The sequence below is a fragment of the Clostridia bacterium genome (assembly GCA_028698525.1).
Classification (GTDB): domain Bacteria; phylum Bacillota; class Clostridia; order JAQVDB01; family JAQVDB01; genus JAQVDB01.
Genome location: JAQVDB010000006.1, coordinates 18,992 through 39,192 on the forward strand (window position 1 = coordinate 18,992; position 20,201 = coordinate 39,192).

At 33.2% G+C, this 20,201-nt stretch carries 19 protein-coding genes; all 19 read left to right on the top strand.

Features of this window, described 5'->3' with window-relative positions; translation table 11 throughout:
* Positions 1 to 3: 3 nt before the first annotated feature.
* The 19 genes from aroH to recA all read left to right on the top strand — a co-directional run bounded on the left by aroH (position 4) and on the right by recA (position 20,047).
* Entirely contained in the window at positions 4 to 375 is a 372-nt protein-coding gene (gene aroH, locus PHP06_01575; GenBank protein ID MDD3839250.1) for a chorismate mutase, read from the top strand.
* 58 nt (positions 376 to 433) lie between these two features.
* Entirely contained in the window at positions 434 to 1,090 is a 657-nt protein-coding gene (cmk, locus tag PHP06_01580) for a (d)CMP kinase (protein MDD3839251.1), read from the top strand.
* A 21-nt stretch (positions 1,091 to 1,111) separates the two neighbouring features.
* On the top strand, positions 1,112 to 1,687 hold the full coding sequence (locus PHP06_01585) for a lysophospholipid acyltransferase family protein (GenBank protein MDD3839252.1): 576 nt from the start codon (positions 1,112 to 1,114) through the stop codon (positions 1,685 to 1,687).
* 4 nt (positions 1,688 to 1,691) lie between these two features.
* Entirely contained in the window at positions 1,692 to 3,695 is a 2,004-nt protein-coding gene (locus tag PHP06_01590) for a bifunctional 4-hydroxy-3-methylbut-2-enyl diphosphate reductase/30S ribosomal protein S1 (GenBank protein ID MDD3839253.1), read from the top strand.
* 128 nt (positions 3,696 to 3,823) lie between these two features.
* A complete protein-coding gene (gene rpsO, locus PHP06_01595; GenBank protein ID MDD3839254.1) occupies positions 3,824 to 4,087 on the top strand; it encodes a 30S ribosomal protein S15 in 264 nt (87 codons plus the stop codon).
* Between the two features lie 92 nt (positions 4,088 to 4,179).
* A complete protein-coding gene (locus tag PHP06_01600; protein ID MDD3839255.1) occupies positions 4,180 to 6,303 on the top strand; it encodes a polyribonucleotide nucleotidyltransferase in 2,124 nt (707 codons plus the stop codon).
* A gap of 194 nt (positions 6,304 to 6,497) precedes the next feature.
* The gene (locus PHP06_01605; protein ID MDD3839256.1) at positions 6,498 to 7,211 is read left to right on the top strand and encodes a polysaccharide deacetylase family protein; all 714 of its coding nucleotides are present in this window, start codon (positions 6,498 to 6,500) and stop codon (positions 7,209 to 7,211) included.
* 195 nt (positions 7,212 to 7,406) lie between these two features.
* Positions 7,407 to 8,672, top strand: a complete 1,266-nt coding sequence (locus PHP06_01610; protein MDD3839257.1) for a pitrilysin family protein — start codon at positions 7,407 to 7,409, stop codon at positions 8,670 to 8,672.
* A 125-nt stretch (positions 8,673 to 8,797) separates the two neighbouring features.
* The gene (gene dpsA, locus PHP06_01615) at positions 8,798 to 9,655 is read left to right on the top strand and encodes a dipicolinate synthase subunit DpsA (protein MDD3839258.1); all 858 of its coding nucleotides are present in this window, start codon (positions 8,798 to 8,800) and stop codon (positions 9,653 to 9,655) included.
* A gap of 21 nt (positions 9,656 to 9,676) precedes the next feature.
* Positions 9,677 to 10,267 carry a dipicolinate synthase subunit B gene (locus PHP06_01620; GenBank protein ID MDD3839259.1) on the top strand — a complete coding sequence of 197 codons (591 nt, stop codon included), beginning with the start codon at positions 9,677 to 9,679 and terminating at the stop codon, positions 10,265 to 10,267.
* Positions 10,268 to 10,300: 33 nt separating this feature from the next.
* On the top strand, positions 10,301 to 11,515 hold the full coding sequence (gene dapG / locus PHP06_01625; GenBank protein ID MDD3839260.1) for an aspartate kinase: 1,215 nt from the start codon (positions 10,301 to 10,303) through the stop codon (positions 11,513 to 11,515).
* A gap of 262 nt (positions 11,516 to 11,777) precedes the next feature.
* Positions 11,778 to 12,425, top strand: coding sequence for an ATP-dependent Clp protease proteolytic subunit (locus PHP06_01630; GenBank protein ID MDD3839261.1), 648 nt, complete (start codon positions 11,778 to 11,780; stop codon positions 12,423 to 12,425).
* 5 nt (positions 12,426 to 12,430) lie between these two features.
* Positions 12,431 to 12,634: a YlzJ-like family protein gene (locus tag PHP06_01635; protein MDD3839262.1), complete on the top strand. Its 204-nt coding sequence runs from the start codon at positions 12,431 to 12,433 to the stop codon at positions 12,632 to 12,634.
* A 93-nt stretch (positions 12,635 to 12,727) separates the two neighbouring features.
* Complete coding sequence (locus PHP06_01640) at positions 12,728 to 13,552, top strand: undecaprenyl-diphosphate phosphatase (protein ID MDD3839263.1); 825 nt, start codon at positions 12,728 to 12,730, stop codon at positions 13,550 to 13,552.
* A gap of 114 nt (positions 13,553 to 13,666) precedes the next feature.
* A complete protein-coding gene (locus PHP06_01645; GenBank protein ID MDD3839264.1) occupies positions 13,667 to 15,817 on the top strand; it encodes a DNA translocase FtsK 4TM domain-containing protein in 2,151 nt (716 codons plus the stop codon).
* Between the two features lie 17 nt (positions 15,818 to 15,834).
* Positions 15,835 to 17,175 (top strand): 30S ribosomal protein S12 methylthiotransferase RimO, encoded by a 1,341-nt coding sequence (gene rimO / locus PHP06_01650; GenBank protein ID MDD3839265.1) that lies wholly within the window; start codon positions 15,835 to 15,837, stop codon positions 17,173 to 17,175.
* Complete coding sequence (pgsA, locus tag PHP06_01655; GenBank protein ID MDD3839266.1) at positions 17,159 to 17,707, top strand: CDP-diacylglycerol--glycerol-3-phosphate 3-phosphatidyltransferase; 549 nt, start codon at positions 17,159 to 17,161, stop codon at positions 17,705 to 17,707. Before rimO ends, pgsA begins: the two co-directional genes overlap by 17 nt.
* A 6-nt stretch (positions 17,708 to 17,713) precedes the next feature.
* The gene (locus tag PHP06_01660) at positions 17,714 to 18,952 is read left to right on the top strand and encodes a competence/damage-inducible protein A (protein MDD3839267.1); all 1,239 of its coding nucleotides are present in this window, start codon (positions 17,714 to 17,716) and stop codon (positions 18,950 to 18,952) included.
* Positions 18,953 to 19,021: 69 nt separating this feature from the next.
* The gene (recA, locus tag PHP06_01665) at positions 19,022 to 20,047 is read left to right on the top strand and encodes a recombinase RecA (GenBank protein MDD3839268.1); all 1,026 of its coding nucleotides are present in this window, start codon (positions 19,022 to 19,024) and stop codon (positions 20,045 to 20,047) included.
* The last annotated feature ends 154 nt before the right edge of the window (positions 20,048 to 20,201 follow it).

The window sequence follows — 20,201 nt, forward strand, 5'->3', positions numbered from 1 at the left end:
TTGATGTATCTTGTTGCTATCCGTGGTGCTATAACAGTTGAAAATGATACAAAAAAAGATATTTTAAGAAATACAGAGCTGCTATTAAAAGAAATAATGTGTCAAAATAATATAGAAAAAGAGGAAATTATAAGTGTTTTTTTTACCGCTACAAGAGACTTAACGGCTGTATATCCAGCCGTTGCTGCAAGGGAACTAGGCATTGTTAATGCTGCTTTGATGTGTGCAAATGAAATGGATATAAAAAATAGTCTTAATATGTGTATAAGAGTGATGGTACAGGCCAATTCAGAAATATCACAAAAAGAAGTTAAGCATATCTATCTTAAACAAGCAAAAACTCTTAGGCCGGATATTACTGGAATAATATGTTGATATTATATACCACCTTTAGACGGTGGTAGTTTTATTTTTGATTTAGGAGGGTTTGCCTTTGAACAAAAGAAATATCGCAATCGACGGTCCTGCAGGGTCTGGCAAAAGTACCATAGCAAAATTACTTTCAGAGAAAATGGGATATATATATCTTGATACCGGTGCGATGTACAGAGCAGCTGCGCTCTATTTTATAAGAAAAAATATTAAACCTTGTGAAAAAGATAAAATAATCAGTGAATTAAAAAATATTAATATTAACATAGAATATCATCTGGACAAGCAGTTGGTATTTCTAAATGGTGAAGACGTAACTGGGAAAATAAGGACTCCTGAGGTTTCATCCATGGCCTCAAACATAGCTGTGATACCCGATGTAAGAATAATGTTGGTAGATATTCAGAGGAATATTGCTAACAATAATAATGTTATAATGGATGGAAGGGATATAGGTACATATGTATTGCCACATGCAGATAAGAAATTTTATTTAACTGCTACAGTAGAAGAAAGAGCAGTAAGAAGATATAAGGAATTAAAAGAAAAAGGTTGCAACGTTAACTTAACGGAGCTAAAAAAAGAAATCAAAAAAAGAGATGAAAATGATATGAACAGAGAATTTGCACCTTTAAAAAAAGCTTCTGATGCAATTTTAATCGACACAACAAACAAATCAATCGAACAAGTAGTTGCTAAAATATTAGCTCATATATAATAATAGTATGGTAGGGATAATATGTTCTATAAATTTGCAAAAATTATTGTATCCGTTATACTTAAATTGATGTATAATATTGAAGTTCAAGGTTTGGATAATATTCCTAAAAAAGGGCCCTGTATAGTATTTTCAAATCATATATCATATCTAGACCCTCTGGTTATAGGAATAACTTTAGAAAGACAGATTTTTTTTATGGCAAAAAAAGAACTTTACAAAAATCCTATAATGAGGTTTATATTAAACCATTTAGGTGCGTTTCCAGTGAGCAGGGGAAAAGGAGATATCGGTGCAATAAAAAATTCATTGAAAGTTTTAAGAAGAGGGGATATATTCGGGATCTTCCCTGAAGGTACTAGAAGTAAGAATAAAAATTTAAAAAAGTTAGAACCAGGCATTGCTCTTATAGCTTTAAGGTCTAAAGCTCCTTTGATACCTATATACATAAAGACCGATTACAAATTGTTTAGCAAAGTAAGCGTCAATATCGGTAAGCCCATTAATTTGGATGGCTATAAAGGTAAAAATCAAAAGGAAATGCTAGATGATATAAGTCAATATATTTTAGACCAATTGATGAAATTAGGTGAATAATTTAATGGATATAATTGTAGCAAAAAATGCTGGTTTTTGTTTCGGAGTAAAAAGAGCGATAGATATTGTTTTTGAGACAATAAAAAATAAAAATGGTGATATCTATACCTTAGGCCCCATAATCCATAATAAGCAGATGGTCGATAAATTAAGAGATATGGGGGTTAATGTAATTGAAGATATAGATCTAATTGACAAGGGCAATGTAGTAATAAGGTCCCATGGAGTGTCCCCTGATGTGTATCGGAATCAAAAAATAAGCATTGGAAATATTAATTTAATAGATGCAACTTGTCCTTATGTCAAGAGAATACATAATACTGTTAAAAAGTATCATGATAAAGGATATGAGATCATTATATTAGGTGATAGTAATCACCCTGAAGTAATCGGAATTAACGGTTGGTGCAATAATCAGGCAAATATCATAAGCAGCATAGATGATATAACCGAAAATATCAATTGTATAAAAAAAGCATGTGTTGTTGCACAAACTACTTTAAATAAAAATTTATGGGGGCAGCTTCTACCTGATATTACTTCACGTATAAAAGACATAGTCGTGTTTAATACGATATGCAATGCTACTGAAAAGCGTCAAACAGAGGCTGACTATATTTCCAAAGAAGCAGATGTGGTTTTTGTAATAGGCGGAAAAAACAGTTCAAATACAAAAAAATTATACCAGATTTGTAAAAGAAACTGTACTCAAACCTATCTCATTGAAACAGTAAATGAAATTAATTTTAATAATATTAATTCAAAATCAGTTGTAGGAATAACAGCTGGTGCTTCTACACCTGATTGGATAATAAGGGAGGTTATTAACAAGATGAGTGAAGAAATAAAAAATGAACAGATGAGTGTTTTAGATGAAGAAGTAATAAATTTATATGAAGGAGATATCGTTAAAGGCAATGTACTAAGAGTTGACCAAGATCAAGTTATTGTTAATATAGGCTATAAATTTGATGGTGTAATTCCTAAAAATGAAATTTTGCTATCCGATGATCAACAACTTTCTGAATTATTTAAAGAAGGAGATAGCTTTAATGTATACATTAAAAAGGTGGATGAAAAAGCAAATACAGTTATTTTGTCTAAGAAAAGAATAGACATAGAAAATGCATGGAATAAGTTACAACAAGCCTATGATAGCAATCAAACACTTATAGGTAAAGTAAGTAGCATTGTAAAGGGAGGCCTTTTATTAAATATCGATGGAATAGAAGTATTTATGCCCGGCTCACATGTGGATATAAAGTTTATAAAAGATTTCAATGGTTTTATGGGAAAAGATTTTGAAGTAAAAATAATAGAAATTGACAAAAGTAAAAATAAAGTTATTGCTTCCAGAAAAGCTGTCTTAGAGCAAGCCATTGAAGAGAAAAAGGAAGAAATTTTTTCAACAATCAAAGTGGATAGCGTAATAAAAGGAAAAGTGAAAAGCTTCACAAACTTTGGCGCTTTTATAGACATAGGCGGTATTGATGGGCTAATACACATATCAGATCTATCCTGGGGACGAATCAAGCATCCATCAGAAGTATTATCCATAGGGGATGAAATAGATGTTAAGGTTTTGGATTTTGATAAAGAAAAAGAAAAAATTTCTCTAGGATATAAGCAGACGCTTCCTGATCCTTGGGAATATGTAGACAAAAAATATCCAGTAGGTTCTATCATCGATGGTAAAGTAGTAAGAATAGCTTCCTTTGGGGCTTTTGTTGAATTAGAGCCAGGAGTAGATGCCTTATTGCACATTTCTCAGATATCTGATAAGAGGATAGAAAAAGTGGAAGATGCTTTAAAGGTTGGAGATCAGGTAAAGGCAAAAGTTATGGAAGTCAATAAAAAGGATAAAAGAATAAGTCTTAGTATAAAAGAAACTATCGAAAGACAAACACCTAAAAACAATAAATCTGGTAACAACAAGGATAAGTTTCAAAAAGAAGAAATGAGGATATCTATCAAAGAAATGTTACCTGATTTAGATATTGAAAAATAAAATGATTTACAAAAAAAATTGTCTATGTTAAAATAGTTTATGTTGGCTATATTAACCATATGCAGGGATATACGATTCTCCGACGTTGTCTCGGCTTATGGCGTTTTAAAAATAAGGAGGTGATATTTATGGACAAACAATTAAAGCAGGAAATTATTACTAAGTACAAACTTCATGAAAACGATACTGGTTCTCCTGAAGTTCAGATAGCTATTTTAACAGAAAGAATCAACCATTTGAATGAGCATTTAAAGATCCATAAGAAAGACCATCATTCAAGAAGAGGACTGCTTAAAATGGTGGGAAAAAGAAGAGGATTGCTTAATTATTTAAAAAACAAAGATATTGAGCGATACCGAACAATCCTCAGCAAGTTAGAGCTTAGAAAATAAACGAGCGGGGAAAATTCCCGCTTTTTTTATTATTCTGTTTTAATCATGTTTTTCTATGTTTTGTGAGAAAATAGTATTTGAAAGGAGGTAGTATTATGAGTAAAGTTTTTAAAATGGAACTAGCAGGAAGAGAATTAATAATTGAAACAGGAAAACTAGCACAATTAGCAAACGGTTCTGTACTTGCAAAGTATGGAGATACTGCTATATTAGTGACTGCTACTGCTTCGGATCAGCCTAGAGAAGGGATTGACTTTTTCCCTTTGAGTGTTAATTTTGAAGAAAAGTTATATGCTGTAGGAAAGATACCTGGCAGCTTCATAAAAAGAGAGGGAAAACCTACAGATAAAGCAATATTGACTTCCAGGCTTATAGATAGGCCTTTAAGACCCTTGTTCGATAAAAATATGAGAAATGATGTGCAAATAGTAGCTACAGTTCTTTCTGTTGACCCCGATAATACCCCTGATGTCCTAGCAATGATTGGAAGTTCTGCAGCCTTATCAATTTCCGACATTCCATTTGATGGACCTACTGGCTCTGTATCAGTGGGATATATTGATAACGAGTTTGTTATCAATCCTAATAGTGAGCAAAGAGAAAAGAGCTTGCTCGATCTTGTAGTTTCAGGTACAGAAGATGCTATTACCATGGTGGAGGCTGGAGCTCATGAAATATCCGAGGATTTGATGATTGAAGCTATCATGTTTGCTCACCAAGAGATAAAAAGAATAGTAGGGTTTCAGCAAAAGATAGTGGAAGAGATAGGAAAACCAAAGTTTGAACCTCAACTTTATGAGATAGATCCACAATTGGATCTGGATGTATCAGAGTTTATATCAGATAAAATTGAAGCAGCTATACAAACACCTGATAAATCTGAAAGAGACAAAAATATAAAACTCCTTAAAAATGAGGTGTATGAAGCTTTTAGTGAAAAATATCCAGATCAGGAAAAGGATATTGATTCAGTAATTGAGGGTATAGCCAAAAAGGTTGTAAGGAAAAATATATTAGAACACGAAAAAAGACCTGACGGAAGAACCCTTAAGCAGATAAGGCCCATAAGTTCTGAAGTAGGTTTACTTCCTCGAGCGCATGGATCAGGATTATTTACAAGGGGTCAAACCCAAGTCATGACAGTAGCCACACTAGGTGCTCTGGGAGATGTTCAGATATTAGATGACATAGGGGAAGATGAAAGTAAAAGATACATGCATCATTATAATTTCCCGCCATATTCAGTTGGTGAAACAGGTGTTATTCGGGGACCTGGTAGAAGGGAGATAGGCCACGGAGCACTTGCAGAAAGAGCCCTTGAACCTATGATACCCGATGAAAACGAATTTCCTTATACCATCAGGTTGGTATCGGAAGTAATGAGTTCAAATGGTTCAACATCTCAAGCCAGCGTATGTGGTAGTACATTAGCATTGATGGATGCAGGGGTTCCAATTAAATCTCCGGTAGCCGGTATTGCTATGGGGCTTATCAAAGGTGATGAAGGAAAAGTAGCCGTATTATCCGATATACAAGGAATAGAAGATTTTTATGGAGACATGGATTTTAAAGTAGCTGGAACTGAAAAAGGGATTACAGCAATTCAAATGGATATAAAAATCAAGGGCATAGACCAAGAAATATTACAAAAAGCCCTTTATCAAGCAAAAGAAGGCAGATTGTATATATTGGATAAAATGCTGCAAGTAATAAATCGGCCTCGAAAAGAATTATCAAAATATGCACCTAAGATAATAACCACTACAATCAACCCAGAAAAAATAGGTGACGTCATAGGCCCTGGCGGAAAAGTGATCAATCGCATAATCGAACAAACAAACGTAAAAATTGATATAGAAGATAATGGGAAAGTATATATCGCTTCTTCTGATGCTGAAAATGCTGAAAAAGCGCTAAAGATCGTTGAAGGTATAGCAAAGGATGTAGAGCCAGGAGAAATCTATCTTGGAAAGGTAGTTCGCATACTTCCATTTGGCGCATTTGTACAAATTGCACCAGGCAAGGAAGGGCTTGTCCATATATCTAAACTGGCACTTGAACATGTGAAAAAAGTAGAAGATGTAGTTAAAGTAGGCGATGAAATATTAGTTAAAGTTACTGACATAGACAAGCAAGGAAGAATAAATCTTTCACGAAAGAGTTTGCTGATTGAACAGGAGAAAGCTAAACAAAAGAATAAAAAAGAAGAAAAATAATAGAAAGCATAAATCATAAAAAAGATTTATGCTTTTTGTTTTGCAAAAAACTTATATGGCTTAATATATGCAAATTTAGAGCAGTATCACTAGATTTTTTATTCTATAATAAATAAAAAAATCATGAATATACATATATTATATGTTGGATATCTGTGTTAAAGCATATATATTTATATAGGGAGTGTATCAGATTGAAAATATTTTATTTTAAACTTAAAAAAAGACATTTGCTCAATTTGATATTAATCATCTTTTTGATAATATTAGTACTGCTTTTATTTTGCAAAACACCGGTAGAAGTATTTAATGATTTATTAAAGAATCCTATCTATAAAGGGAAAGAAGATCAACCCAAAATAGCATTTGCATGCAATGTGGTATGGGGTACAGAATATATGCCCGGTATGCTGGATGTGTTTAAAGATCATAATGTTAAAATAACATTTTTTATTGGCGGTGAATGGGCTGAAGATAACCCTAAATTATTAAAAGAAATTGTGCAACAAGGACATGAAATTGGTAATCATGGATATAGCCATAAAAAACATAGTCAACTGACAAAAGAACAAAATATACAAGAGATAGTAAAAACAGAAGAGATAATAAAAAAAATTATCGGCAGCAACGTTGACTTATTCGCTCCCCCATACGGGGATTACGATAAACAAACTGTTCAGATAGCAGACATGCTTGGATATAAAACTATTATGTGGAGCATAGACACTATTGATTGGAAGAGAGAAGGGAAAGATATAATAATAGACAGAGTATTAAAAAATCCACATAACGGAGCTATTGTACTTATGCACCCTACTCAATATACTGTGGAGGCTCTACCTGCAATAATCGAGGGATTGGACAAAAAAGGTTTTAAAGTTGTTAAAGTTTCTGATATAATCGATTGAATAAGGCTTTTAACTGATATATAATACTATGAATACAATATTAAAAATTTATATTATAATTTAAACCCATATTTTTTAAGCAATTGATTTGCCTTCACATCAGTTATTATTTGATGATTTTTTAAACCCAACTTTTCCTGTAAAGTTGGGTATCTATATAATTGTAATTAATTTTAATTGGGAGGATTTATCATAATGTATATGGAAAAAGTGCTGGATAATGGTATTACACTGGTTGCTGAAAAAATAGAACATTTTAGATCAGTTTCAATAGGTGTATGGGTAAAGGCAGGTTCTTGCTATGAAAATCAATATAACAACGGTATAAGCCACTTTATAGAGCATATGATTTTCAAAGGCACTGACAGAAGAAGCTCTAGAGAGATAGCTGAAACAATAGATGAAATTGGTGGACAATTGAATGGATTTACCGGCAAAGAGTCTACTTGCTTTTATGCAAAGGTATTGGATACTCATATAGATATAGCTGCTGATGTATTGTCTGACATGATATTGAATTCAAAGTTTGATATAAATGATATTGAAAAAGAAAAAGGCGTCATAATAGAAGAAATAAATATGTATGAGGATACTCCGGAAGAAACAATACACGACTTAATTGCAAAAGCTTATTTCGATGGTAGTAGTCTATCTATGCCTATTTTAGGTACAAAAGACATAATAGTAAATTTGGAAAAGCAGGATATTATTGAATTTTATAAGAAATATTATACGCCTGAAAATATGGTTATTTCTGTTGCAGGTAATTTTAACTTTGATTTACTGTTAGAAACGATAAATGAATATTTTGGAAGCATGAAACAATCTGCAAATATAACCATTCCTGATCATCAAATTAATTTTAAAAACAATATATTGTTGCAGCCCAAAACTACCGAACAAATACATTTCTGTTTTGGTATGGGTGGCATAAAATATGGGGATGACCTTATTTATCCTATGATGGTCATGAACAATATAGTTGGGGGCAGCATGAGTTCTAGGCTTTTTCAAAGAATAAGGGAAGAAAGAGGATTGGCTTATGCTGTGTATTCGTATCCATCATCATATATCAGCGCCGGGATGTTTTCTATATATGCTGGTGTAAAGCCTTCTCAAGTTCAGGATGTAATTTCATTGATAGTCCAAGAAATAGACAATATATACAAACATGGATTTTCAAAAGAAGAAATAAATAAATCCAAAGAACAAATGAAAGGAAATTATATATTAGGATTAGAGAGTACAAGTAGCAGGATGATCTCTATAGGAAAATCAAAACTTATGCTTAACAACATCAACTCTCCTTCCATCATAATGGACAAGATCGATAATGTAACGTATGCAGATGTTGATGAAGTGATAAAAATTACAATGGATAAAGCAGGCTTATGTGCTGCCGCCATAGGAGATCATTATCAGGTGAAAAAAATTAAAAATTATGTTGAATCGTTGCTGTAAAGATGCTTAATACACATCTTTACAGTTTTTTCTTTTATACAAGCACTAACAAATTTTTTTTACATACACTATATAATATATAATCTTGTGCTATAAAATTTATTTACCTGTAGGGAGGTAAAGGTTTGGGATTAAAAGATTTCAATTATTTGATCGCTGGTGGAGATGATCGGCAGCTGGAATTATACAAATTTATGTTGGATATGGGTTATAGAGTTAATATTGTAGGATTTGACGACTTCAAACAAAACAATATTTTTGAATACTTAAAAGAATCAGAAATAATTATTTTTCCGGTACCGTCCATAACAAATAAGGTTTTCTTGAATTCAAGGTATTCCAATAAAACTTATATTTTTAACGAGTTGCTGGAATATATAAACAAGGATTCAAAAGTATTTGGTTCAAAGTTTAACGAAACAGCAAGATTATTCTTTTTAACAAATAACATCGAATTTTATGATCTCACAGAGAATCAAGAATTTTCAATATTAAATTCCATACCTACAGCAGAAGGAGTAATACAAATAGCGATGGAAAAAAGCAATATAACCATACATAATAGCAGAGTGCTTATATTAGGCTTCGGTAAATCTGGAAAATGTATAACACATTTATTTAAATCTATGGGGGCAGATGTAACAGTAGAAGCAAGAAAGTCATCAGATCTGGCTTGGATAGAACAATATGCTTGTAAAGGCATACATTTAAACCAGTTAAAATATGCGTTGAAAGATAAAGATTTTATTATAAACACAATACCTACTATGATATTAGATGAAGAGATGCTTAATTTGGTAAACAAAGAAACAATAATAATAGATATAGCATCAAAGCCTGGAGGCGTAGATTTTATGGCCGCAAAAAGGCTGGGAATAACCGCAGATATTTATCCCGGACTTCCCGGGAAGATTGCACCTAAAAGTTCTGCAAAAATTATTTATAAAATTTTTTCACGAATATTATCGGCAAAAATAAAATGATATAATATAGGGGGATATATAATTATGATAAAAAATAAAAGAATTGGATTTGCTCTAACCGGTTCATTTTGTACATTTGAGCAAGTATTTCCCCAAATGAAAAAATTAAAAGAAGAAGGGGCTAGTATTTTACCGATAGTATCTGATTCTGTTAATAAATATGATACTAGATTTTTCCAAAAGGATATTGTCATAAAGAACCTGGAAGAGATAACGGGAAATAGTGTAGTTTCAAACATAGTAGGGGCTGAACCGATAGGACCAAAAAAATTATTGGATATATTGATAGTTGCACCTTGTACAGGGAATACCATAGCAAAACTTTCCCATGGCATAACAGATACGCCGGTACTTATGGCTGTTAAAGCACAGCTTAGAAATTTAAAACCTGTGGTTTTAGCAATATCCACAAACGATGGTCTTTCAAATAATGCAAAAAATATTGGAATATTGTTAAATATCAAAAATATGTTTTTTGTTCCTTTTGGCCAGGATAATCCTTATAAGAAACCTAATTCTTTAGTTGCAGACATGAACAAAATAATACCGACTATAGAATCTGCGTTGATAAATGATCAAATTCAACCGATGATAATAAAATATGATATTTAAATATAATTTACATTTACTCAGGGAGGAATGTGGATGAAAATTATAGTACAGAAATTTGGCGGTACTGCAGTAGCTACCACCGAAAACAGAAAAAATGCAGCTAAAAAAATAATTAATTGTAAAAAGAGTGGCTTTTGGCCTGTTGTTGTGGTATCTGCCATTGGAAGAGAGGGTGCCCCTTATGCAACTGATACATTGTTCAACTTTGCCAAAGAAGTCAATAGCGATATAGAATTGAGGGAGCTAGACCTTATAATGTCATGTGGTGAAACAATATCTAGTGTCATTATGGCAAATACACTAAAAGATTTGGGTTATCAAGCGATAGCTCTGACCGGTGGACAAGCGGGCATATATACCGATCATTCGTATGGCAACGCTGAAGTGATAGACGTTAATCCAAAAAGAATACTTAAATCTTTAAAAGAAGGTAAAATACCTGTTGTAGCGGGATTTCAAGGTATAGCTGATGATGGAGATTTAACAACGTTGGGCAGAGGTGGAAGTGATTTTACAGCAGCCATATTAGCAGAAGCATTAAATGCCCATTCCATTGAAATATATACTGATGTTGATGGAATAATGACGGCCGATCCAAGGCTAGTTCCAAATGCTAAGGTGTTAAAAACCATAAGCTATGAAGAGGTATTCCAAATTGCAGATCAAGGAGCAAAAGTAATATATTCTAAAGCAGTGGAAATTGCAAAGCGGTGCGGAATACCTGTTTTGATAAAAAACGCAGCAAATGATCTCCCCGGAACATTGATCACCTCATACTCATCTAAAGATAAGAAGAAGATAATAGAAGATCCCAATGTAGTTATAACAGGAATAACATATATACTTGACAGAACTCAGATAAGTGTTGAAAATATCGATGATATCGACGATAACTTGTTGCACCGGTTTGCAAAGAATAATATAAGTCTAGATGTGATAAATATCTTTCCATCTAAACTTGTATTTACCGTTGATGGACCTATGACATCCAAAGCTGAACACATATTGGATGAAAGCAAATACAACTACAAAACCATAAAAAATTGCAGCAAAATATCGGCAGTAGGTAGCAGAATGAAAGGAGTTCCAGGTGTTATTGCGAGAATTTATTCCGCATTGAAAAAATCCGGAATTGAAATTCTGCAAACGGCAGATTCCCATACTACAATCTCATGTATAGTCAGGAATCAAGATACTGTAAAAGCAGTTATTGCACTTCATGATGAATTTGAATTATGGAAAAGATAAAGGGAGCCTTATAAGGTTCCCTTTATCTTTATAGAATATATTTCAAAGATGAGTGTAATAATATAATACGGATATGTATAGTTCGATATATTCTATAAAATTAAGTTGAATGAGCTTTTAAAAGATAATTAAACAGTAAGTTTATAGTTAGTTTCATATATGTATCATCACTTGAAATCAGATATCATAATTTCTTCCTTGGAGAGTGATTGAATTGAACAAAACACAAAAAAATAGCCCTCCTCAAAATGCCGCTCAAAACATAAATCAATTTGGTACGCCTAATATCCCAAATATGAGCAATAGCAATATTCATGTGTTAACTATAATAGGACAGATTGAAGGGCATACAATGCTCCCACCCCAGAATAAAACTACTAAATATGAACACGTAATACCTCAGCTCATAAGCATTGAAGAGAATGAGCGCATAGAAGGACTGTTGCTTATATTAAATACAGTGGGGGGTGATGTGGAAGCAGGTCTTGCTATATCAGAGATGATAGCCAGTCTATCAAAACCGTCAGTTTCCATCGTGTTGGGTGGTGGACATAGTATCGGTGTTCCTATGGCAGTGAGTTCTAAATATTCTTTTATTGTTCCCTCTGCCACTATGACAATACACCCTATAAGGATGAACGGACTTATAATAGGAGTGCCTCAAACATATGATTACTTTAATAAAATGCAGGAAAGGATAATAAAATTTGTTGTAGATAATTCCAACATAAAAAGAGAAACTTTTATAGAATTAATGCTACAAACAGGGGAATTAGCCAATGATGTAGGTACAGTTTTAGTTGGTGAAGAAGCAGTTAAACATGGTTTAATAAGCGAAGTAGGTGGTATAAAGAATGCAATAAGCAAACTTCATGAATTAATAGATTTAAAAAAATGTAATAAGGGATGAGTGCGTTGATAATACATTCTATTGTCTGTATAGAAAATATATTTTGGGATAATTTTTCTGAAAAAATAGAAGAGATAGATTACCAAGGAGTAATGCTCCAAGCGATAAAAACAGATTATAACAAGTATAAAATAATAAGAATTATTAGCTCAAACCCCAATGACTATATGAGACAGGATATTCAGCCTGGATCGGAAATTTGTTTTTGATTTGAGTAATACAAACAAAAATATGATATAATTATAGAACTGTTATAAAAAGTTAGCTTAAAGGGGGTAATATTTATTAAGATCATATATGCTATTTTTTTAGGTATAATTCAAGGATTGACTGAATTTTTACCTGTAAGCAGTTCGGGTCATTTGGTCATTGCTCAAAATATTTTAAATATTCAAGGGGCTAGCCTAGCGTTTGATGTGATGCTGCATATAGGTACACTTATTCCGGTAATAATTATCTTTTGGAAAGACATTGTAAACTTAATAATTGAGTTTTTTTTACTTATAAGAGATTTGTTTAGAAAAGCCGCCGGAAAAAATAAAAAAATAGATATGAATGCTAACAGGGTATTTGTTATAATGATTATCGCTGCAACGATACCTACAGCAATTATAGGGTATTTCTTTAATGATTGGGCAGAACATCTCTTTGGAACACTTGATTTTGTAGGTTTCTCATTGTTAATTACCGGTATTTTAATGTCTATATCGGATAAATTAGCAAAAGGTAAAAAAGGTATAAAGGATATAAGACTTTCAAACGCAATAACTATTGGGATATTTCAAGGTTTAGCTATAACGCCTGGAATATCTAGATCCGGCTCTACAATCTTCGCAGGATTGTTAAACGGATTCACCCGCGAGACTGCCACGAGATTCTCATTTATTGCATCAATACCTGTAATACTAGGGGCTGCAATTATTGAAGGGAAAAGTGTATTACAGACAGGTATCCATCCTTCCGTTTTCCTTCCGGTTAGTATAGGTATGATATTTGCTGCTATTTCAGGTTTCTTTGCAATCAAGATGCTGATCCGGCTACTAAATAGAGGGAAGTTGCACTACTTTTCATATTATTGTTGGACATTAGGTTTGTTCGTTATAATATATAATTTTTTCATCAAATAAGTACGGATTTTATCCGTACTTATTTAACTTTTCACCTCAATTTATTTGATTTATCAAACAAATACACATATAATTATTTTAGATATATTCAAATGTTTTTAAGGAGTAGTACATATGAAAAAAAACAAAAAAAATCTTATAAAAAATGAGATAATTGGACTTATAACTATATCCTTTGGATTATTTGCATTGGTGAGCATATATTCTGAAGCAGGTGGTGCTATTGGCAATGCACTCAATATATTGATATCTGGTATTTTTGGGTTTGGGGCATATTTTATACCTGTTATAATTATAGTATCAGGAGTTTTTATTCTGATTTCAAAAACACAATGTTTTACAAATAGAAATATTATATGTTCGTTAATAATATTTATTCTTGTTCTCACCATATTTAATGTCAAGTTATTCAATGCATTTAATTTTGATGATTCTGACTTTAAAGAATATCTGTTATGGACTTATAATAATGGAATAAGCCATTCTGGTGGAGGACTTATTGGGGGATTGTTTGCTTTTTTATTTACAAAGCTTTTGGGTATAATAGGTTCATATATTGCAATTATAACCCTTATAATAATAAATTTTTTAATTATAACTAAAATATCCCTTACAAATGTCTTTTCTGTATTACAAAAAAAAATGAAAGTTAAATCCATAAAAAAAAATAAGGTGAAAGTTGAACAAAGTGGTTGTGAGATTTATGATAAAAACTTGCAACAGACTGCCGACAACATTCAGCCGGCGGAACAGCAAGTGAACATTATAAATTATGAAAATAAATCCGTTGATAAACCCAAAACTAGTGAAATAAATATATCCATGCCACCTTTAAAAGGTTACAAATACCCTACGCTTGACCTATTGAATAAAAGCGATTTTCCAAAACTAAAGAGCGATAAAAAATTAATAATGAACAATGTGAATATTTTAGAAAATACTTTAGATAGCTTTGGGGTTAGCGCAAAAGTGGTACAAGTTAGTCGAGGACCTGTGATCACTCGATATGAATTGCAGCCTGCTGCTGGTGTAAAGGTAAGCAAAATCGCATCACTGGTTGATGATATAGCTTTAAATATGGCTGCTTCAGGAGTACGGATAGAAGCACCTATTCCCGGAAAGGCAGCGGTGGGAATAGAGGTCCCAAATAAAAATGCTGTATCTGTTTTATTGAGTGAAGTTATCAGTTCGCAACAATTTCAAAAAAGCAATTCTTGCTTATCTATAGGATTAGGCAAGGATATTGCAGGAAATAATATTATTGCTGATTTGTCTGATATGCCTCACCTATTGATTGCAGGTGCTACCGGGTCTGGAAAAAGCGTATGTATAAACACTATAATTACAAGTTTGTTATATAAAGCAACACCGGATCAATTACGGCTTTTGCTAATTGATCCCAAGGTCGTCGAGTTATCTTCTTACAACGGCATTCCTCATCTTTTAATACCAGTTGTAACGGATCCCCAAAAAGCTGCAGGTGCGTTAAACTGGACAGTACAAGAGATGAATAATAGATACAAGTCATTTGCAAAGACTGGAGTTAAAGATATAGATAAATATAATCAGACTGTGTCGAAGCAGGGGGACAATCCTTTACCTAAAGTAGTGGTCATAATAGATGAGCTAGCGGATTTAATGATGGTATCTCCACATGAAGTGGAAGATTCCATATGCAGAATAGCACAAATGGCCAGAGCGGCAGGTATTCACTTGGTAATCGCAACCCAAAGGCCTTCTGTAGATGTTATTACAGGAGTAATAAAAGCGAATATACCTTCTAGGATAGCTTTTTCCGTATCATCTCAAGCTGATTCCAGGACAATACTGGATATGGGAGGAGCAGAAAAATTATTAGGGAAAGGTGATATGCTGTTCTTTCCTGTTGGTCTGTCCAAACCTAAGAGAGTACAAGGAGCTTATATATCAGAGAAAGAGGTAGAACGAGTCGTAAACTTTGTAAAGCAACAATTGGAAGTGGAGTATCATCAAGAAATATTCGAAGAAATTGCAGCAGAAAAAAGTGTGGACAAAGAGCATCCAGAAGACGAGTTGTTGATGGAGGCTATAGAGCTGATCATAGAAAACGAACAAGCTTCAATCTCCATGTTACAGCGAAAGTTGAGAATAGGATATGCAAGAGCTGCAAGACTGATCGATGATATTGAGGAAATGGGAATAATAAGTGGATATGATGGTAGTAGGCCTAGGAATGTGTTGATCAGCAGGCAGGAGTGGGAAGAGATGAAAAGAATTAGAGAATAAAGAGAGGGGCACTATTATTGAAACAAACTATCAAAGTAATAACTCTAGGTTGTCCTAAAAATGATATAGATACAGAGATTATGCTAGGTTCGTTAAACAAACAGGGTTATAATATAGTTGCAAATGCTGAGGATGCTGATATCATCATTATAAATACATGTGCATTTATAGAAACATCAAAACAGCAATCAATTAATACCATCATAAAATATGGCAAATTGAAAGAAACAGGGCAGTGTAAAAAATTGATAGTTACAGGTTGCTTATCACAGCGATATAAGCAGGAACTACTTGATGGGATGCCGGAAATTGATGGATTGCTAGGTACAGGGGAATATCATAGAATAGGTGAAGTGATTAAAAAATCATTTGCCGGTGAAAAATCTTGCATATATAGCGAAAAAAGCCATATATTCGATGAGTCAATAGGTAGGTATCATATTACGCCTATATATACATCATATATTAAAATATCGGAAGGATGTAATAATAGATGTAGTTATTGCATCATCCCTAGTATAAGGGGACCCTACGTAAGCAGAACGATAGAGAGTGTATATAAAGAAGTACAGGATCTAGTTAATAGAGGAACAAAGGAAATTATATTGGTTTCTCAGGATTGTACCAGATATGGAATAGACTTATACGGAGAATATAGACTTATAGACCTATTAAAAAGCCTTGGTTCTATAAAAGATTTGAAATGGATAAGGCTGCTATATTGCTATCCTGATATCATCGATGATGATTTAATTCTCGCTATTGCAAATAATGATAAGGTATGTAAATATATTGATATACCGATACAACATATAAATGATGGGATCTTGAAATCCATGAACAGAAAGACGACTAGTGGAAAAATAATACAGGTGATCAACCGTTTCAGGGAACTGATACCTGATATTATCATTAGAAGTACTTTAATAGTAGGTTTCCCTGGTGAAACCCAACAGCAATTTGATGAACTTTATTCCTTTGTGAAAGAAATAGAAATTGATAGGCTGGGAGTTTTTATGTATTCTAGAGAAGAAAATACCCTTGCCTATAAAATGAAAAATCAAGTAGATAAAACGACTAAGCTAAAAAGATATGACAAGATCATGTCTGTACAGCAGGCGATATCCAATAAAAAGAATAATCAACGTATAGGGAGAACATATCAAGTACTTGTAGAAGAAATGATAGAAGAAGGCCTATATTCAGGCAGATCTTATGCTGAATCTCCGGACATTGATGGTATTATTTTTATAAGAACCTGTTATCAACATAGACCAGGAGATTTAATAAAAGTTAGGATAGTGGAAGCCTATGAATATGATCTGATGGGGGAAGAGATATATGAATCTGGCAAATAAAATTACTCTGATAAGAATATTGATGATACCTGCTTTTATGATTGTAATTCTTTCGGATATTCCAAACAATATATATATAGCTGCATTAATCTTTTTTATCGCATCTATCACCGATATTTTGGACGGTTATGTAGCTAGATGGCAAAAGCAAATAACTGATTTGGGTAAATTTATTGATCCACTTGCAGATAAATTACTCATAACAACTGCTTTGGTATCATTGGTAGAACTAGGCGAGATTTCATCTATAATAGCCATGATAATAATCAGCAGAGAATTGATTATTACAGGATTCAGAGCGATAGCTGCCTCAAGGGGTGTAATAGTAGCTGCTAGCTCATGGGGTAAAGTAAAAACCGTTACACAAATAATAGCTATAATGTCGATACTTTTGAGAAATTTTCCTTTTTCAATGATAAATTTTCCTTTTGACAAGATAATGACGTATATAGCCGTAGTGTTTACAATTGTATCGGCAGTTGATTATTTTATAAAAAATAAACAAGTATTCCATATTGAACAGAAAAGGTGAAGCAAAATGAATTGTGAGATAATATCTGTTGGAACTGAGTTGCTGTTAGGGCAAATTGTTAACACCGACTCCCAATATATTTCTGAAAAACTAGCAGGGCTAGGTATAAATGTTTTTTTTCATACTGTTGTAGGCGATAATAAGCAAAGACTACTGCAAGCTATAAAAATTGCATATGAAAGATCAGACTTGATAATAACAACCGGAGGATTAGGGCCTACAATGGATGATCTGACTAAAGAAACAGTATTTGAATTTTTAGGACTAGAATCAGTAATCCATCCCATAAGCTTAGAAAAAATAAAAAACTATTTTAAATCAATCAATAGAAAAATGACTCAGAGCAATATCAAACAAGCAATGTTTCCTGAACAAGCTATTATATTGGAAAATGATAATGGAACCGCCCCAGGAGCCATTATTAAACATAAACACAAAACTTTTGTAATATTGCCTGGTCCCCCTCAAGAATTACAGCCTATGTTCGAAAAAAAAGTAATTCCACAGCTTTTTAACAAAGATGATTTATCTATAAAATCTAGGGTATTGAAAATATTCGGAATAGGGGAATCCAGTGTTGAGGAAAAAATTAAAGACTTGTTAGTTTCACAAACAAATCCCACCATTGCACCCCTTGCTAAAAGCAGCGAAGTTACGTTGCGGATAACAGCACGATGCAAACCGGAAGAACATAAGGCCCTGATAGACCCCGTTGAAAAAGAGATAAGAAGAAGGTTAGGATCTGCCGTTTACGGGACAAATGAACAGACCTTACAAAGTGTAGCAGTATCAAATCTGATTGAAAAAAATTTGACATTAGTAACTGCAGAATCATGTACCGGGGGAATGCTTGCTAGTATGATAACTGAAATTCCCGGTGCTTCCAATATATATCATGGTGGATTGATAACCTATAGCAATGAGTTTAAAAACAAAATACTAGGTGTTAAGCGCGATACTTTGAATAAATTCGGTGCAGTGAGCAAAGAATGTGCAGTCGAAATGGCAGAGGGTGCTAAAAAAATACATGATGCTGATATTGCGGTATCTATTACCGGAATCGCAGGGCCTGGCGGTGCTACCATTAATAAGCCTGTAGGTCTTGTATACATTGGTTTGAGTACAAAACAAGGAACTATTTATAAAAAATTTAACTTTACAGGCAATAGACAGAGAATAAGGTTGCTTTCTTGTATGTGGGCATTGAATATGATAAGACTTCAATTGACTGAAGATAATATATAATATATAATAATGCACAGAACTAATGTTCGATTAATGTGAAGGGTAGGTGAATACCTTAAAGGTATAAAAATGGAAAAACAAAAAGCTTTAAGCATGGCAATCAATCAAATAGAGAGACAATTTGGTAAAGGTTCAATAATGAAGTTGGGTTCGGACAATATTGAGACGAATGTCAGCGTGGTACCTACAGGGGCTTTAAGTCTAGATATTGCTTTGGGTGTTGGTGGCATTCCTCGTGGCAGAATTGCGGAAATATACGGCCCAGAATCTAGTGGAAAAACCACTGTTGCTTTGCATATTATTGCTGAAGCGCAAAAAATGGGTGGAACAGCGGCTTTCATTGATGCAGAGCATGCCCTAGACCCAGTATATGCAAAAAATCTAGGAGTAGACACTGACAATTTATTAGTATCACAACCTGATACAGGTGAACAAGCCTTAGAAATTGCTGATGCACTGGTTAGAAGTGGAGCTATAGATATTTTTGTAATTGACTCTGTGGCTGCACTGGTCCCAAAGGCCGAAATTGAAGGTGAAATGGGGGATTCTCATGTTGGCTTACAAGCAAGATTGATGTCACAAGCACTGCGAAAACTTACTGGAAACTTGAGCAAATCAAAGACAATCGCTCTTTTTATAAATCAACTTAGAGAAAAAGTAGGCGTGATGTTCGGCAATCCGGAAACCACTCCCGGAGGAAGAGCACTTAAATTTTATTCATCTGTAAGACTTGATGTAAGAAGGATAGAAACGTTAAAATCAAACAACGAAATGATAGGTAACAGGACAAAAGTAAAAATAGTAAAAAATAAAGTTGCCCCACCGTTTAAAGTCGCTGAGTTTGATATAATGTACGGAAAAGGCATCTCCAACGAAGGTTGCATTTTAGATATAGCTTCCGATATAGATATTATAGAAAAATCAGGTTCTTGGTATTCATATGGCGACAAAAAGTTGGGACAGGGCAGAGAAAACTCAAAACAATTTTTAAAGGATAATCCGGATATATTAAACGAAATAGAAGCAAAAGTACGAAAACACTATAATTTACCTTTAACTAACAAAAAGTCAAAATCAAAAAAGGAAGACAAATAGGTAATCTATAAAATCAAAAAAAACCTTGTCTATAAAATGTCAATTAAACCGGATATAAAGACTGAATATTTTTAATTCTTGACACAGTAATTAAAAAGTTATAAAATAAAATCGAATGTCGTATATTTCAATGCTTGCGTGCTTTTTCCATTAA